At 63.0% G+C, this 16,102-nt stretch carries 14 protein-coding genes and 1 pseudogene; 8 read left to right on the top strand and 7 right to left on the bottom strand.

Going from position 1 to position 16,102, the window contains the following annotated elements:
* Window positions 1–48 precede the first annotated feature (48 nt).
* Window positions 49–768: an SDR family NAD(P)-dependent oxidoreductase gene (locus tag RMO89_RS16375; RefSeq protein WP_310534458.1), complete on the bottom strand. Its 720-nt coding sequence runs from the start codon at window positions 766–768 to the stop codon at window positions 49–51.
* Between the two features lie 10 nt (window positions 769–778).
* Complete coding sequence (purF, locus tag RMO89_RS16370) at window positions 779–2,248, bottom strand: amidophosphoribosyltransferase (RefSeq protein WP_310534457.1); 1,470 nt, start codon at window positions 2,246–2,248, stop codon at window positions 779–781.
* Window positions 2,249–2,409: 161 nt separating this feature from the next.
* Between purF and RMO89_RS16365 the strand changes: the two genes are divergently transcribed.
* The 5 genes from RMO89_RS16365 (at window position 2,410) to RMO89_RS16345 (ending at window position 8,758) form a co-directional block, all read left to right on the top strand.
* Window positions 2,410–3,651: a lipoprotein-releasing ABC transporter permease subunit gene (locus tag RMO89_RS16365; RefSeq protein ID WP_310534484.1), complete on the top strand. Its 1,242-nt coding sequence runs from the start codon at window positions 2,410–2,412 to the stop codon at window positions 3,649–3,651.
* Entirely contained in the window at window positions 3,644–4,318 is a 675-nt protein-coding gene (locus RMO89_RS16360) for an ABC transporter ATP-binding protein (protein ID WP_310534456.1), read from the top strand. Before RMO89_RS16365 ends, RMO89_RS16360 begins: the two co-directional genes overlap by 8 nt.
* Window positions 4,315–4,794 carry a glutathione peroxidase gene (locus RMO89_RS16355; protein ID WP_310534454.1) on the top strand — a complete coding sequence of 160 codons (480 nt, stop codon included), beginning with the start codon at window positions 4,315–4,317 and terminating at the stop codon, window positions 4,792–4,794. The genes RMO89_RS16360 and RMO89_RS16355 overlap by 4 nt, the downstream gene beginning before the upstream one ends.
* 75 nt (window positions 4,795–4,869) lie before the next feature.
* Complete coding sequence (gene dnaE, locus RMO89_RS16350; RefSeq protein WP_310534453.1) at window positions 4,870–8,340, top strand: DNA polymerase III subunit alpha; 3,471 nt, start codon at window positions 4,870–4,872, stop codon at window positions 8,338–8,340.
* Window positions 8,341–8,347: 7 nt separating this feature from the next.
* Window positions 8,348–8,758 carry a DUF1330 domain-containing protein gene (locus tag RMO89_RS16345; RefSeq protein WP_310534452.1) on the top strand — a complete coding sequence of 137 codons (411 nt, stop codon included), beginning with the start codon at window positions 8,348–8,350 and terminating at the stop codon, window positions 8,756–8,758.
* On the opposite strand, the gene RMO89_RS16340 is transcribed toward RMO89_RS16345, so the two are convergent.
* The 5 genes from RMO89_RS16340 to RMO89_RS16320 all read right to left on the bottom strand — a co-directional run bounded on the left by RMO89_RS16340 (window position 8,755) and on the right by RMO89_RS16320 (window position 13,544).
* A complete protein-coding gene (locus RMO89_RS16340) occupies window positions 8,755–9,834 on the bottom strand; it encodes a PA0069 family radical SAM protein (protein ID WP_310534450.1) in 1,080 nt (359 codons plus the stop codon). The two genes, RMO89_RS16345 and RMO89_RS16340, sit on opposite strands and share 4 nt — an antisense overlap.
* A 40-nt stretch (window positions 9,835–9,874) precedes the next feature.
* Window positions 9,875–10,345, bottom strand: coding sequence for a HEAT repeat domain-containing protein (locus RMO89_RS16335; RefSeq protein ID WP_310534449.1), 471 nt, complete (start codon window positions 10,343–10,345; stop codon window positions 9,875–9,877).
* A gap of 115 nt (window positions 10,346–10,460) precedes the next feature.
* The gene (locus tag RMO89_RS16330; RefSeq protein ID WP_310534447.1) at window positions 10,461–11,000 is read right to left on the bottom strand and encodes a molybdenum cofactor synthesis domain-containing protein; all 540 of its coding nucleotides are present in this window, start codon (window positions 10,998–11,000) and stop codon (window positions 10,461–10,463) included.
* Window positions 10,990–12,726, bottom strand: a complete 1,737-nt coding sequence (locus RMO89_RS16325) for a lytic transglycosylase domain-containing protein (RefSeq protein WP_310534482.1) — start codon at window positions 12,724–12,726, stop codon at window positions 10,990–10,992. Before RMO89_RS16325 ends, RMO89_RS16330 begins: the two co-directional genes overlap by 11 nt.
* Before the next feature lie 41 nt (window positions 12,727–12,767).
* Window positions 12,768–13,544: a hypothetical protein gene (locus RMO89_RS16320; protein ID WP_310534446.1), complete on the bottom strand. Its 777-nt coding sequence runs from the start codon at window positions 13,542–13,544 to the stop codon at window positions 12,768–12,770.
* A gap of 94 nt (window positions 13,545–13,638) precedes the next feature.
* Here RMO89_RS16320 and RMO89_RS16315 point away from each other — a divergent pair, with 94 nt between their 5' ends.
* The 3 genes and pseudogenes from RMO89_RS16315 to RMO89_RS16305 form a co-directional block, all read left to right on the top strand.
* A complete protein-coding gene (locus tag RMO89_RS16315; protein WP_310534445.1) occupies window positions 13,639–15,288 on the top strand; it encodes an electron transfer flavoprotein-ubiquinone oxidoreductase in 1,650 nt (549 codons plus the stop codon).
* A 204-nt stretch (window positions 15,289–15,492) separates the two neighbouring features.
* Entirely contained in the window at window positions 15,493–15,714 is a 222-nt protein-coding gene (locus RMO89_RS16310) for a hypothetical protein (protein ID WP_310534443.1), read from the top strand.
* Window positions 15,711–16,102: pseudogene (locus RMO89_RS16305) on the top strand (4-(cytidine 5'-diphospho)-2-C-methyl-D-erythritol kinase); the annotation flags it as partial. The gene RMO89_RS16310 and the pseudogene RMO89_RS16305, both read left to right, overlap by 4 nt.

Genomic DNA, 16,102 nt, shown 5'->3' with positions numbered 1-16,102 from the left:
CCTTTGCGTCCGCTGCAAGCATTATCCCAGATCGCGGTTGAGGGGAGTTTATGAAGCAGTGTTAACGGAATCGCGGTTGCCGGTGGCAAATTGTTTACCAAGCAGGGCAATCACGTGTTCAGCAACTTCCGAGGGAAGCTTGACCGTCTGCGGGTCTTCGCCCGGATAGGCCTTGGCCCGCATCGCTGTGCGGGTTGCGCCGGGATCGACAATTGCGACCCGTATCTTGCTGATATTCTTTACTTCTTCAGCATAGCACTGGAGGAGCACTTCGAACGCGGCTTTACTGGCGGCATAGGCGCCCCAGAAGGCGCGCGGCTTGGTCGCCACGCTGGAAGTCACCGCGATGACCCGCGCGTCCTTGCTTGCCTTGAGCATCGGATCGAAAGCGGCGAGCAGTGCCTGCTGAGCAAGGACGTTGGTTGTTAACGCCTTGTTGAACCCTGCCGATTCGATCTGTGTCACGGCCATCAGTGGCGGCAGGATCGCGGCATTGAGCACGAGGATATCAAGCGCCTGCCAGCGGCCATGTAGTGCGGTGGCTAGCCGGACGATCCCGTCAGGCTCGGCAAGGTCAACCGGGGCGATGGTGGCATGGCCGCCGGCAGCGAAAATGCGCTCCTCGACCGCTTCGAGCGCCTTGGTATCACGTCCGGTGAGGATGACGTGCGCCCCGGCTGCGGCCAGCGCCTCGGCTGTGGCCGCACCGATGCCCCGGCTCGAACCCGTGACGAGGGCGAGCTGGCCTTCAAACGGGCGCTGGCTCACTGCTGGCAGCTCATATCAGTTCATCGACCGCCAGTGAAAGCTGGTCGGGCGATTCCTTCTCGGCCAGGTCGGTCAGGCGGGTGGGATAATCGCCGGTGAAGCAGGCATCGCAATGGCTGGGCTTCGAAGCGTCGCGCTTGGGTTCGCCAACGGCGCGATAGAGGCCGTCGATCGAAACGAAGGCGAGGCTGTCGGCATGGATGAATTCCGCCATGCCCTGAATGTCCATGCGCGCAGCGAGCAGCTTGCTGCGTTCGGGCGTATCGACGCCGTAGAAGCAGGAATTGCTGGTCGGCGGGCTGGCGACGCGCATGTGGACTTCGGCCGCGCCGGCATCGCGCATCATCTGCACGATCTTGAGGCTGGTGGTGCCGCGCACGATCGAATCGTCGATCAGCACGATGCGCTTGCCGGCGACGAGCGCGCGGTTGGCATTGTGCTTGCGCTTCACATCGGCGTGGCGCGCGCCGTCTTCGGGCTGGATGAAAGTGCGCCCGACATAGTGCGAACGGATGATGCCAAGTTCGAACGGAATACCCGATTGTTGGGCATAGCCAATGGCGGCAGGGACGCCGCTGTCAGGCACGGGAATGACGATATCCGCATCGGCCGGCGCTTCCTTGGCCAGCTCGACGCCGATCTGCTTGCGCACTTCGTAGATCGATCGGTCACCCGTCACCGAATCCGGGCGACTGAAATAGACATGTTCGAAAATGCACGGGCGCGCCGCATGCTTGCCGAACGGACGGTGGCTGGTGATCCGGCCATCGATGCGGACTTCGACGATTTCGCCGGGTTCAACCTCGCGGACGAAATCAGCGCCGATCACGTCAAGCGCGACGGTTTCGCTGGCGAAGATCGTCGCATCGCCCATCTTGCCCATGACCAGCGGGCGGATGCCCAGCGGATCGCGGCAAGCAACCATACGCTTGGGCGTGGTGCAGATCAGCGAATAGGCGCCTTCGACCATGCGCAGCGCATCGACGAAGCGGTCTAGCAGCGTGGGATAGCGGCTGGTGGCGATCAGATGGATGATCACTTCGGTGTCAGAGGTCGACTGGAAGATCGAGCCCTTGTTCACCAGCTCGCGCTTGAGCGCCATCGCGTTGGAAATGTTACCATTATGCGCGATCGAGAATGCCCCGCGCGCCAGATCGGCGTGGAGCGGCTGGACGTTGCGCAGGCCTTGTCCGCCGGTGGTGGAATAGCGCACGTGGCCCGATGCCATCGTGCCGGGAAGCTCGGCGAAGATCGGCGGGCCGGAGAACACCTGCGCCACGTGGCCAATGCCGCGGCGGGCGTAGAAATCGGCACCGTCCACGCTGACAATGCCGCAGGCTTCTTGCCCGCGGTGCTGCAGGGCGTGGAGCCCCAGCGCAGTGATGGACGCCGCGTCCTTGGCGCCGATAACGCCGAAAATGCCGCATTCCTCGCGCAGTTTGTCGCCATCTGCGTCGAAAAATGGATGAGTTAGGTTCATGGGGATTCGCACCGGACCTTGCCTGGCCCGCGCTTTGGCCCGCTTGCCGGGGAAAGGCAAGCACCGCTTTGCGCTTCGCCATTGCCCTGTGCGGGGGACCGCCCTAAATGCCGGACGCACCGCTGAAAATCGAAGCGCTGCCGAAAAGGACATTGAACCTCTTGCTGCTTTCCCCCTTCGAATGGATGATCGCCAAGCGATATATGCTGCCCGGCAAGGGGGAGCGGATGATCGCGCTGGTCGCCTCGATCGGCGTCATTGTCGTCATGCTGTCGGTCGCGCTGCTGATTGTGGTGATGAGCGTGATGAACGGTTTCCGCGCCGAACTGATCGACAAGATCGTCGGGCTCAACGGCCACGCCATCGTTCAGGCTTACGGAGGCCGGCTGGAAAACTGGCAGGGCATTCTCAAGCAGATCAAGGCCACCGACGGCGTGACCGAGGCATCGCCGCTCATCGAACAGCCGCTGCTGACCACGTTCAATGGCCGGGTCGAGGCGATCCTGCTGCGTGGGAACACGCCAGAAGACATCGCCAAGATCAAGCCAAAGGTCGTCGATGGCGACTTGTCGGGCCTTGTCCCCGAATCCGGTGCCGTCGCGGTCGGATCGCGGCTGGCGGAAAATCTTGGAGCGCGGGTGGGCGATACGATCACCATCATCAACCCGCAGGGCCGCTCGACCCCGTTCGGCACGGTTCCGCGCGAAATCGCCTACCGGGTCGACGCGATTTTCGAGATCGGCATTTACGATTACGACGAACGCTTCGTCGTTATGCCCATGGCGGACGCGCAGACGCTGCTGCTGACCGGCGATTCGATCGGCATGATTGAGGTGAAGACTGACGACGCCGATACTGCCGCCGAAACGCTCGCGCCGATTGCCGCAAAGCTGGAAGGGCAGGCGGTGGTTTCCGACTGGAAGACGATCAATTCCGGCCTGTTCGAGGCGCTGCAGGTGGAGCGCGTTGCCATGTTCTTTGCGCTGTCGCTGATCGTGCTGGTCGCGGCGTTCAACATCCTCTCGTCGCTGGCGATGATGGTCCACACCAAGTCGCGCGACATTGCGATCATGCGGACCATGGGCGCCACGCGCAAATCTATGTTGCGGACGTTTGTCACGGCCGGAACGGTGGTCGGCACGGCGGGAACGCTAGCGGGCCTTGCTCTGGGCTTCATCATCCTGATCTTCCGCCAGCCGATCGTGACCGGCATCGAACTGCTGACCGGCCAATCTCTGTGGGACCCGAAGATCCGTTTCCTCACCGAACTGCCCGCGCGCACCGATCCGGTTGAGGTCATGGCCATCACCGGGCTGGCCATCGGGCTGAGCTTCCTCGCCACGCTCTACCCCGCCTACCGCGCGGCGAGCACCGATCCTGTGCAGGTGCTGCGTTATGAGTGACCCGGTCGTCAAACTGGACAAGCTGACCCGCAGCTTCGAGCAAGGCGATGTTCGCATCGACGTGCTCAAAGGCGTGGACTTCGAAGTGCGCCCCGGCGAGATCGTTGCGCTGCTGGGCCCATCAGGTTCGGGCAAGTCGACCATGCTGCAAGCGATCGGCCTGCTCGAAGGCGGCTTTGGCGGACGCATCCTGATCGCCGGGCAGGACGCCTCGGCGCTTGATGGCGATGAACGCACCACGCTGCGCCGTGAGCACATCGGTTTCGTTTATCAGTTCCACCACCTGCTGGCGGATTTCTCGGCGCTGGAGAACGTCATCATCCCGCAGATGATCGCCGGCACCCCGCGCGCCGATTGCGACGTCCGGGCGCGCGAATTGCTCGGGCTTCTGGGGCTCGGCGAGCGACTGGAACACCGGCCCAACAAGCTTTCCGGCGGTGAGCAGCAACGTGTCGCCGTGGCGCGCGCACTGGCGAACAAGCCGGCGCTCGTGCTGGCGGATGAACCGACCGGCAACCTTGACGAAGGCACGGCTGACAAGGTCCTCGCCGAATTTATCAAGCTGGTGCGCGACAACGGCAGCGCTGCTGTGGTGGCGACTCACAACGAACGGATGGCCTACGCAATGGACCGCGTGGTCCGCCTGCATGACGGGGTGCTCGAATGACGACTATCGCCGATTTCGCCGCCCGCTTGCCGAATGGTGAGGAAGTCAGCTTGACCGACAAGCTGGGCAAGGTGCTGTTGGTGGTCAACACTGCCAGCAAGTGCGGATTTACCCCGCAGTATGATGGGCTGGAGGCACTGTGGCGCCAATACGGCGAGCTCGGGTTTGAAGTTGTCGCCTTTCCCTGCAACCAGTTCGGCGGGCAGGAACCGGGATCAGCGGAAGAAATCGACCAGTTCTGCAAGGTCAACTTCGGCCTCAGCTTCCCGTTGATGGGCAAGGTCGAGGTCAATGGCGATGGTGAGACGCCGCTCTATCATTGGCTGAAGCAGGAAGCTCCGGGCCTTTTCGGCACCAGGAAGATCAAGTGGAACTTCACCAAGTTCCTCATCGGCCGAGATGGCAAGGTCGTGCGCCGCTATGGTCCGACGGACAAGCCGAAGAGCATTGCGTCGGATATCGAGGCGCTTCTCTGAGGCGGGTCGCACGGTTTTCCCCAAGCCCGGCGCATCTGCCCTTGAACCCGGCGCCTTGCCGACCATAGTGCGCTGATGGCTTTCGTACCCTTCGTCCCGCTGCGCGTGTTCTCCAGCTATACCATGCTGGACGGCGCGATCGATCCGAAGGCGATTGCCAAACTGGCGAAGGAACGCGGCTTTCCCGCAATCGCCATGTGCGATCGCAACGGGCTCTACGGGGCAATGCCGTTCGCATCGGCTTGCAAGGATATCGGCATCCAGCCGCTGATTGGCGCATTCCTCGGCGTCTGCCGGGGGGACGGCAAGACGATCGACTGGCTGGCGCTGCTCGCCCAGAACGAGGACGGCTGGAACAACCTGTGCCACCTTGTCAGCCGCGCGCATCTCGATCGACCGCTTGAGCGTGATCCGCATGTCGCCCTGGCCGACCTCGACGGCCGCACCAATGGCCTGATCGCGCTGACCGGCGCGGGCGAGGGGGCGCTGGCCCGCATGCTTGCGGAAGGCCGCAAGGACGAGGCCGAACACCTGTGCGAACGGCTGGAGGCGCTATTCCCCGGCCGGCTTTATATCGAGATCGCGCGCCGCAATGACCCCATTGAGGAAGCCTCCGAGGTCGCACTGATCGACCTGGCCTATGCGCGCGATCTGCCGCTGGTCGCGACCAACCCCGCCAATTACGCCGAGCCCAACTTCTCCGCCGCGCACGACGCCTTGTTGTGCATCGCCAGCTCGACCCACATCGACGCCGCCGAGCGCCCGCGTACCAGCAAGGACGCCTGGGTGAAGAGCGAGCCGATGATGCGCGAGCTCTTTGCCGATCTGCCCGAGGCGCTGGCCAACACCCTCGTCGTCGCCAAACGCTGCGCCCTCATGCCGCCCAAGCGCAAGCCGCTGCTGCCCAGCCTTGCCGGTGACAAGGAAGGCGAAGCGGCGATGCTGATCGCCGATGCGCGGGCGGGCCTCGAAAAGCGGCTCGAACCCTATGGCGAGATGGAGCCGGCTGATCGCCAGACCTATTTCGACCGGCTCGATTTCGAAACCAATGTCATCAACGGCATGGGCTTCGCCGGCTACTTCCTGATCGTTGCCGACTTCATCAAGTGGGCCAAGGACAACGACATTCCGGTGGGGCCGGGGCGTGGTTCGGGCGCGGGTTCGGTGGTTGCCTGGGCGTTGACCATTACTGATCTCGACCCGCTGAAACTGGGCCTGCTTTTCGAACGCTTCCTCAACCCGGAACGCGTTTCGATGCCGGACTTCGACATCGACTTCTGCGAAACCCGCCGCGGCGAGGTGATCCGCTATGTCCAGCAGAAGTACGGCCACGATCACGTCGCCCAGATCATTACCTTCGGCAAGATGAAAGCCCGCGCGGTGCTGCGCGATACCGGGCGCATCCTGCAGATGAGCTATGGCCAGGTCGACCGGCTGTGCAAGATGGTGCCCAACCATCCGACCGACCCGTGGACCCTGCCGCGCGCTCTCAACGGTGCCGCCGAATTCCGCCGCGAATACGAGAATGACGAGGAAGTGAAACGCCTCGTCGATCTGGCCATGCAACTGGAAGGCCTGCCACGCAATTCGTCTACTCACGCTGCCGGCGTTGTCATCGGCGACCGCCCGCTGGCGCAACTGGTGCCGCTCTACCGCGATCCGCGCGGCGACATGCCGGTGACCCAGTTCGACATGAAATATGTCGAGGACACCGGCCTGATCAAGTTCGACTTTCTTGGCTTGAAGACGTTGTCAGTGCTGCAAAAGGCTATTCAGCTGATGCAGCGGCGCGGGATCGAGATCGACCTTGGCCTGCTGTCATGGGACGATGCCGAGGTTTACCAACTGCTCCAGCGCGGTGACACGGTCGGCGTTTTCCAGCTTGAATCGGAAGGCATGCGCCGCACGCTGGCGGCGGTAAAGCCGACCAATTTCGGAGACATCATCGCGCTCGTCTCGCTCTATCGCCCGGGGCCGATGGACAACATACCGCTGTTCGGCCGCCGCAAGAACGGGCTGGAAGCGATTGAATATCCGCACGAAAAGCTCGAAGGCATTCTTGCCGAAACCTACGGCATCTTCGTCTATCAGGAACAGGTCATGCAGGCCGCGCAGATCCTTGCTGGCTATTCGCTTGGCGACGCCGACTTGCTGCGCCGCGCCATGGGCAAGAAGGTCCAGGCCGAAATGGATGCCCAGCGCCAGCGCTTCGTCGATGGCTGCAAGGAACTGTCGGGCATCGACAAGACCAAGGCCAACGAACTGTTCGACTTGATCGACAAGTTTGCCGGCTATGGCTTCAACAAGTCGCATGCCGCCGCCTATGCGTTGCTCGCCTATCAGACGGCCTGGGTGAAGACGCATTACCCGCATGAATTCTATGCCGCTTCGATGTGCTTTGACATGCATCAGTCGGAAAAGCTGGCGGTCTACGTCGATGACATGCGCCGCGCGGGGCTCATCCTCGCCGGGCCGGACATCAACCATTCGGAAGCCGAATTCTCGGTTGACCAGACCGACGAGGGGCTGGCGGTGCGCTATGGCATGGCCGGCATCCGCAATGTCGGCGAAAAGGCGATGGACGCCATCGTTGCCGAGCGTGAGGCGAACGGGGCCTTCACCAGCCTTGAGGACCTGTTCAAGCGCGCTCCCTATGGCTCGATGAACCGGCGCCAGTTGGAAGGCCTTGCCGCCGCCGGGGCGTTCGACGCGCTCGACAGCAACCGCGCGCGTGTGATGGCCAATGCCGATATGTTGCTGGCTGTGGCGGACGAGGCCGAGCGCAGCCGCAATTCCGGGCAGGCGGCGCTGTTCGGCGGTGACGATCACGCCGCTCCGGCGCTGCGGCTGGCCGATGTGCCGCCGTGGAGCCGTGCCGAGCAGATGGCCAAGGAGCGCGAGAATTTCGGCTTCTACTTCGCCGCCCACCCGGTCGAACAATGGCGCGCGATTGCAAATTCCAACGGCGCGCGGACCTATACGAGCCTGATGCAGAGCGGCGTTCCGGGCGGCGGGCGCCTGCCGGCGACTATGGCGGCAATGATCGAGGGCGTGCAGCGGCGCAAGACCAAGCGCGGCAAGGACTTCTGCATGGCCGATTTCTCGGATTCATCGGGCCAGTTCTCCGCCTCATGCTTTGAGGAATCGCTGGTGCCGAGCTTCCTCGAATGGGCGCGCGATGGCACGTGCATCCTGCTGCAGGTCGAACTCGACGCGCCGAGCCCGGACGAACCGCCGCGCATCACCGTGCGCAGCGCCCAGCCGCTCGCCGAAGCGAAGCAGGCGGCGCGGATGGAACTGCGCCTGGAGATTGACCGGATCGAGGCCATTTCCGACCTTGCCATGCTGCTGCCCCGGTCCGCCGAAGCCACTGGTGAAGTGATCGCCATCCTGCGCACGGGCGGGGCGAAAGAGCCGTTGATGCGGCTTGGCGGCGACTTCCAGCTCGATTCCGAACTGGTCGACCGGCTGACCATGATCGACGGTGTCCGCAATCCCGTCCTGAGCGCCCGGCGCGGCGCAGCGCACCTGCGGCTCGTGGCCTGATCGCGCTATGGATTGCGTCAATCCCAGCCGCGAGAACTTCGATCATTTCAAGTCGTTGCCGCGCGATGAGCCGGTGCACCTGCTCAACATGATCCGCTTTCGGGGGGCCGCCCTCTATCCCGAGGGCCACCCCTGCGCCGGTCTGGGCTGGAGCGGCGAGCGGGCATTCGAAGAATATTTCACCCGCGTAGTGCCGTTCATTGAGCGGCTGGGCGGGGGCATCGCATGGGCGGGCACGTTCGAAGGCGTCATCACTGGCCCCGCGCAGTTCGAATGGGACAAGGTCTTCGTCATGGGCTTCCCCACGGCCGGCGCCTTCCTCGCGCTAGTGACCGATCCGAATTACAAAGCCGAAGTCGTCGATCACCGTACGGCGGCGGTGCAGGACAGTCGGCTGGTGCGCTACCGCCCGGGCTAGAAGAGCCGCATCTGGTCGCCGATTGACGGCCGCCGGAACTGCGTGCTGTCCAGCTCCAGCCGGGCTTCGTTCATGCCAAGCCGCCGGGCTGCCAGCCGGAAACGGGTGCGGAACAGGTCGGCCCAGACGCCTTGCGGCTTCATCCGGCTGAAGAAATTGGAATCGTTGTCACGCCCGTTGCGCACCGACTGGACGATCGACATGACTTTGCCGGCCCGGTCCGGATAGTGCGCCGCCAGCCATTCGCGGAAAAGCGGCGCCACCTCGTGCGGCAACCGTAGCATGATCCAGCTGGCCGAGGTCACGCCCAAAGCCGCTGCGCTTTCAAGGATGCCCTCGATAAATTCATCGGTGATCGACGGGATGACCGGCGCGATAGAAACGTGCGCCGGCACACCGGCCTGAACCAGCTTGCCCAGCGCTGCGAGCCGTTTTCCGGGTGCTGACGCACGCGGTTCGAGCAGGGTGGAAAGGCGGGCATCGAGACTGGTAACTGACACACCGACCGCGACGAGGTTCAGTTTCGCCAGCTCACCCAGCAGGTCGATGTCGCGCACCACGCGGTCGCTCTTCGTGGTAATCGTCACCGGGTGCCGCGCCTCAAGGCAGACTTCGAGAATCTGGCGCGTGATGCCGTAATGCCCTTCGATTGGCTGGTAGGGATCGGTGTTGGTGCCCATGGCGATAGGTGCAGGGCGGTAGGGCTTACGAGCGAGCTCAGCGCGCAGCAGTTCTGCCGCATTGGGCTTGGCGAACAGCTTCGTCTCGAAATCCAGTCCCGGAGACAAGTCGTGATAAGCGTGAGACGGCCGCGCAAAGCAGTAGATGCAGCCATGCTCGCAGCCGCGATTGGCATTGATCGAGCGGTCGAAAGGAATGTCAGGCGAAGTATTGCGGCTGATGATCGACCGCGCCGCTTCCTCGGTCACCGTCGTCCGCAGCTTGGGCGCGCCGTCATCGACCTGCTCGCGCGCGTCGAGCCAATCGCCATCGGCCTCGCGCGCGGCAAGGCCGAAGCGTTGCGGCACCTGCGCTGACTGCGCACCGCGGCCATGGACGATGTCGGGGTGGGACATGCCGCGATCAGAACATAAAAAGAACAAAGATGCAAGCCGACTAACGTTCGCCACTCTCGCAAGCTATCAATGCATTACGTGCCAGCCGATCCAAAAAATTATTCTCAGAAGGCTCAGTCCAGGAACGGAGCGGTTCGACCAGAGCGGGATCGGCAAGAAGTTCCGCTGCTTCGAAAACAGCCATGCATGCAAAATCGCCCAGCAAGGCCCGCAGAACAAAAGGCAGTGCCAAGTTCTTATCGCGCATTGCCAGCCCTAGCATCGCCTCGGCCCTGACAACATCATCCTCATCGTTGGCCGCCGCCAATAGGGCAGTTCGAACTTCGCTGGTATCAATTGCCTCCTGCGCAAGAAGCATCGTGGCCCAGTCGCGATTGGAGCGATCGTCGTCTCGAGTCATTGATACCAGCTTGCGAAGATTGGCTTCGGCCAGAGCACTGCCCGTCAGCGGGATTTCGTCAGCGATGAAAGCCCTCAGGAAATCTGACTTTGGTTCGTACCGTTCGTTCACTTGCGATTGCTGGCATCGTTGGTTGTGGAGGGCAAGTGGACTATTTTCTCCGCGCCACGACTATCTGGCGCAGCAACCAGCCGCGACTTTGCAGCCCGTCAGGCTCGCGGCCAGCCTAGACTTCCTTGAGCCTCGGCATCAGCTCAACAAAGTTGCAGGGCCGGTTGCGGCTGTCGAGCTGTTCGGCGAGAATGCCGTCCCAGCCATCCTTCACCGCTCCGTTCGATCCGGGCAGGGCGAAGATGTACTTGCCGCGTGCGACGATGGCCATGGCGCGGCTCTGTATGGTCGAGGTGCCGATCGTGCCATAGCTGATCCAGCGAAACAGCTCACCGAAGCCGGGGATGTCCTTGCCTTCGCTCGATTCCTTGACCCGATCGAGCGCCTCTGGCGTCACGTCGCGGCCCGTCAGGCCAGTGCCTCCGGTGGTGACAATGCAATCGACGTTGCGGTCATCGAGCCAGTTGTTGAGCCGGCTGGTCAACCGCGCTGCATCGTCAACCTCGATCGCGCGGAACACCAGGTTGTGTCCGGCGGCCTTGATCCGTTCGGCCAAGATATCGCCGGACGTGTCCGTCTCGGGCGTACGCGTGTCTGAAACGGTGAGCAGCGCTATGTTGATCGGCTTGAACAGCCGCGACGGGTCAACGGCCACGGATGAGCGTTCCGTTGGCTGCCATGCGCATGCCTTCGCTGCCGGTGAGGCCGGGGAAAGTGGGCCACAACCCCTGCGCCAGCGCCATGCGGCTTTCCGATGGGCCACCCGCCTGCCGCTCGTACATCCAGTAATTGCGCATCACGATGTTAACGTAGCCGCGCGTCTCCCAATAGGGGATCGATTCGACCCACAGCAGCGGATCGCCTGAATCGCGGATTTCGGTATTCCAGCGCGAGATCGGCAGCGGCCCGGCGTTATAGGCGGCCATGACTTTGGGAAGCAGGCCCTGCGTACCCGGCGCGTTTTTCAGCGCCTGAAGGTGCGCCTGCCCGAAGGCGAGATTGACTTCCGGCTTGGCGAGGTCCGCGGCGCTGCCAGCGATACCGAGCTCCGGCCCGCGGTCCTTGGCGGCCGCCGGCATGATCTGCATCAGACCCTTGGCGCCGGCGGGACTGATCGCGCGGGTGCGGAACACCGATTCCTGCAAGGCATGGGCATAGACCAGCGCCGGATCGACGCGCCATCCGGTCGAGGGCGTCCACTTCGGCGTCGGATAGCGGATTGCACGTTCGGGCTGGCCGCCATTCGGCGCGTTGAACGCCATCCACAGCTGGGTCGAAGGCAGGCCAAGATCGCGCGCAAGGCGGGTCAACGGCTGGTATTGCGCAGGCTCGCCAATGCGCGCCTGATGGCGCAGCACTTCGTCGGCAAGACCGTCGCGGCCAATCTCGGCGAGCGCCACGGCGGCGCGGACGTTCGGCACTTCGCGCAGCTTCTGCCAGTCGGACTGACTGAAATCGGCGCCGGCATGGGTTTCGGGAATCTTCAGGCCGAGCGATTCGGCGGCGAGCATCCCGTAAAGCGTTTCATCGCGCGCGGCGGCCATGCGCAGCGGCGTGCTCGCCTTTTCGGGCTGGCGGCAACGCACGTGAGCGCGGCTCTGCCAGTAATAGGCGGCGCTTTTCAGTTCGCTGTTCTCGGCAAGATCGGCGGCCTTGGTAAAGGCATCGACTGCGCCCTGGCAGTCACCCAGCCGCCAAGCGGCAAGGCCGGTGGTCCAATGGCCTTCCGCCACCCACGGCCCTGCGCCATCGGCGACAGTGCGGGCCAGCGCGAAGGCGTTGCCGTCCTGATTCTCGATGTAGAATGACCAGGCAATCTTGGTGCGCCATTCCGCGCGGGCATTGGGGCTGAGCGTGGCGTCGATGCCGTCGAGGAGGACGCGCGCGGCGGCGGGGTCGTCAGCCTTGATCTTGGCGGTAATGGCGGCGGAGATTGATGCCGGCATCGTCCCATCATTGGTGTCGCGCGGGCGCAAGCGCTTGGGGCTGGATTGCAGGCTGATAAAGCGCTGGCTTTCCGGCAGCGAAGGCACCGCCAGCGATCCGCGCTTGGCGGCGAGCGAGGCGATCTGTTCGGCTGAGGGAAGCTGCGTGCCCTGCGCCAGCCAGCTATCGAGCGCGGCAAGCTCAATCTTCGGGCTGCGCGCGTCGAGGAAGTATTCGGACTTGGCGACAAGGTGCAGCGGACCATCTGGCTTCTGCGCCAGCATGGTCTGGACTTTGACCCAATCGGCCTTGTCAATCGCGCCGAACAGGTCTGAATAATAGGCGCGTTCATCCGCGCTCAGCAGGGCGGGCACGGCGGTGCGATCGGCGCGATTCCGGAAATAGTCGATCGCGGCGGAATTGGCCTGTGCCGGCGCGGAAATACCCGCAACCATTACGGTGCTTGCGCTTGCCAGCAGTATCTTCCTGAACTGTGTCACGCAGATTGTTTCCCGATCTCTTCCGTCTGGCCCCACTCCAGCCACTTGCGCCAGAACGCCGCCTTGGCGGTCGGACGCACCATTGCATCGAGCCCGTGGGCGGCGAGCAACGGGATTGTCCCCCCCTCATGGTTAAAGGAGCGTAAACTTTGAGCGCTTTGCGCCGGGTCGTTGCCGACCAGCGGCAGGATGTTCGCCCCGAAGACAATCAGGCGTTGCGGGGCGGCCAGATGGAGGTGGTGCCGGGTGATTTCGCCAAGGCCTGCCTCGGCCAGCGCCGCGATATCGGGCAGCGGCGTGTGACGGACGAGCACTGAAGCTTGATAAACACTGTCTTGCTCAATCCCCATCGCGACGAGTATCGCTGACAACAGCTTGCCTTGTTTGCCGGAGAGGAGCTGATCGGTGTCCGCTTCCTCGGGTTGTTCGACCAGAACCATCAGCGGTGCGCCAACCACGCCCCTCGACGCAATACGGCGCGAAACTTGCCCGCCATCGAGCGAAGGCTCTTCCAGCCACCACTGCCGGAACGCATCGAGGTTTTGCGGCAACTTTGCCAGATCGCCGCCAATGCGCGGGCGGGGCGGGGGCGGCGGAGCGGAAAATTTCGCGGCCGAGGCAGGGCGGTCATCGCCAAGCGCAGGCTCAGGCTCAGGCTCGGGCGGCGTGATCCACGCCGTCGCCTCATCCGCGAACGCGCAATCGACGCCCGCATCGCGCCACCACGCCATTGCAGCCGCGATATTGCCCGCGAGCATCTGTTGAGATCCCACCACCATCGCCTTGACCCTTGACCTGCCACGGCGCAGCAATCAAGGCGCAAGGCCGTGAGCCGCGCGGATTGCGGGACGAATACGGGAAAAGACGATGATCGAACGCGAATCGATGCCCTATGACGTGGTGATTGTGGGAGGCGGGCCGGCAGGTCTGGCCGCAGCAATCCGCCTCAAACAGGTCAATGCCGACCTTTCGGTCTGCATCTTGGAGAAGGGCAGCGAAGTCGGCGCGCACATTCTTTCAGGCGCGGTCGTCGATCCCAAGGCGCTCGATGAGCTGTTGCCTGACTGGCGCGATGACGGGTGCCCGATGGCGGAAACCCCCGTGACCGACAACTGGCACTGGACCCTGACCAAGACCGGCAAGATGCCGATCCCGCACATTGTCATGCCGCCCTACATGTCGAATCACGGCAATTACACCGGCAGCCTTGGCAACCTCTGCCGCTGGCTGGCGGGCAAAGCCGAGGAACTGGGCGTCGAAATTTTCCCGGGCTTCCCGGCAGCGGAAATTCTTTACGACGACAAGGGTGCCGTGATCGGCGTCCAGACCGGCGACATGGGCGTTGGCCGCGAGGGCGAGCCCAAGGGCGATTTCATGGCCGGTATGAACCTGCTCGCCAAGTATACGGTCTTTTGCGAAGGCGCACGAGGCCACCTGACCAAGAGACTGAAAGACAAGTACGATCTGGAACGCGATTGCCAGCCGCAGAAGTACGGCCTTGGCATCAAGGAACTGTGGGACATCGATCCCGCCAAGCACGTTCCCGGCCGCGTCTTGCACACGCAGGGCTGGCCGCTTTCGGAAAGCGGATCGGGCGGCGGCGGCTTCCTCTACCACCAGGCGAATAACCAGGTGGCGCTCGGCTTCGTCGTCACGCTCGATTACGCCAACCCCTACGTCTACCCGTTCGAGGAATTTCAGCGTTGGAAGCAGCACCCGGAAATCCGCGCCATTCTGGAAGGCGGCAAGCGCGTGTCCTATGGTGCGCGCGCGATCAACGAAGGCGGCTGGCAGGCCGTGCCGCACCTCGCCTTCCCGGGCGGCGTGCTGGCGGGTTGCTCCGCCGGTTTCGTCAACGTGCCGCGCATCAAGGGCAGCCACACCGCGATGAAGAGCGGCATGTTGGCCGCCGAGGCCATTGCCGCTGCCGTGGGAGCTGGCCGTGAGCAGGATGCGCTGGACGAATACGAGGCTGCGGTGCGTTCCAGCTGGATCGCCAAGGAACTGGAACTGGTCCAGAATTCCGAACCGATCCTTGCCAAGTTCGGCGGTGACATGCTCGGCACTGTCCTCGCAGGCATCGAAATGTGGCTGCGCTACCTGAAGATGCCGATCATCAAGCCGATGAAGCATCACACCGATGCGTCGACCCTCCAGCGCGCTGATCTCTACAAGCCGATTGCCTATCCCAAGCCGGACGGCGTGATCACCTTCGACCGCCTGACCAGCGTCAGCTTCTCGTTCACCAACCACGAGGAGGAGCAGCCTTGCCACCTCAAGGTTGCCGATCCGGAACTGCAGAAAACCAGCGAACTGGGCGTCTATGCCGGGCCTTCGACCCGCTATTGCCCAGCGGGTGTCTACGAATGGCTGATCGACGAGGCTGGCCAGCCAAAGTACCAGATCAACGCGCAGAACTGCGTCCACTGCAAGACCTGCGACATCAAGGATCCCAACGGCAACATTACCTGGGTCGCCCCAGAAGGCGGCGGCGGGCCGAACTATCCGAATATGTGAAATCCTCCCCGAAACGGGGGAGCCGAAGGCGTGGCCCTTGGGTCATAGCGGGACCACCGCAGGTGGTGGAGGGGCACAGGCGTGATTTCGAATTCGGTTCTAATTCCTCTGGCGTTCTTGGGCGCGTGGCTGTTGGACAGAAGTGGCCGGAGCTTGGTCAATTACCGGGGTCCGGCGGAAACTGACTTGCAGCGGTCACGGAAGGTGGGTTCACTCGTCGGGTTATCCGCAAAATATGCCGGTGTGCTGCGTTGGTTTTCTATCTTTGCTTGCGCTGTTTCCATAGTCTTGGCTGGCAACCTCGGGCAAACCATCGTGATGGGTTGGTTCATCGCGCTGGCACTGTTGTTCATTGCTGCCGTGACTAGCTCGGTGCTTTCGACTTGGTGGTTCATTGAGCTCAAATATTCGAAACGCTCGAAATGAATGAAACCGCCTTCGCCAAGATCAACCTCGCGCTACATGTCCGCAGGCGGCGGGAGGATGGCTATCACGAACTGGAAACTGTCTTCGCCTTCGTTGATGCGGGGGACACTCTTTCAGTTTCGCGTTCTCCGCGCGATGAGTTCAAAATGGTTGGTGAGTTTGCCTCGCAATTGACTGATCCATTTGACAACATTGTGATGCAGGCTCTGAACGCTTTGCCGCGCCCGGAGGGTTGGGCGGTGACGCTGGAGAAGAACCTTCCCGTCGCTGCCGGGCTGGGCGGGGGTTCCGCCGATGCCGGTGCCGTGTTCCGCCTCGTCGAGCGCGAATATGGTTTGCCGAACGATTGGCACGCCCGTGCGGCGAAACTTGGCGCTGATGTGCCGGC

Origin of the sequence: Novosphingobium sp. (assembly GCF_031424035.1) — a bacterium.
Classification (GTDB): domain Bacteria; phylum Pseudomonadota; class Alphaproteobacteria; order Sphingomonadales; family Sphingomonadaceae; genus Novosphingobium.
Note: the sequence above shows the minus strand (reverse complement) of the source record. Positions and strands in the feature narration are given on the sequence as shown.

Excerpts from the sequence above, each read along its gene's own strand:
- RMO89_RS16325 (WP_310534482.1), bottom strand. The coding sequence starts at position 12,726 with ATGGTTGCGGGTATTTCCGCGCCGGCACAGGCCAATTCCGCCGCGATC.
- RMO89_RS16315 (WP_310534445.1), top strand. The coding sequence starts at position 13,639 with ATGATCGAACGCGAATCGATGCCCTATGACGTGGTGATTGTGGGAGGC.
- RMO89_RS16360 (WP_310534456.1), top strand. The coding sequence starts at position 3,644 with ATGAGTGACCCGGTCGTCAAACTGGACAAGCTGACCCGCAGCTTCGAG.
- RMO89_RS16340 (WP_310534450.1), bottom strand. The coding sequence starts at position 9,834 with ATGTCCCACCCCGACATCGTCCATGGCCGCGGTGCGCAGTCAGCGCAG.
- purF (WP_310534457.1), bottom strand. The coding sequence starts at position 2,248 with ATGAACCTAACTCATCCATTTTTCGACGCAGATGGCGACAAACTGCGC.
- RMO89_RS16345 (WP_310534452.1), top strand. The coding sequence starts at position 8,348 with ATGGATTGCGTCAATCCCAGCCGCGAGAACTTCGATCATTTCAAGTCG.
- dnaE (WP_310534453.1), top strand. The coding sequence starts at position 4,870 with ATGGCTTTCGTACCCTTCGTCCCGCTGCGCGTGTTCTCCAGCTATACC.
- RMO89_RS16355 (WP_310534454.1), top strand. The coding sequence starts at position 4,315 with ATGACGACTATCGCCGATTTCGCCGCCCGCTTGCCGAATGGTGAGGAA.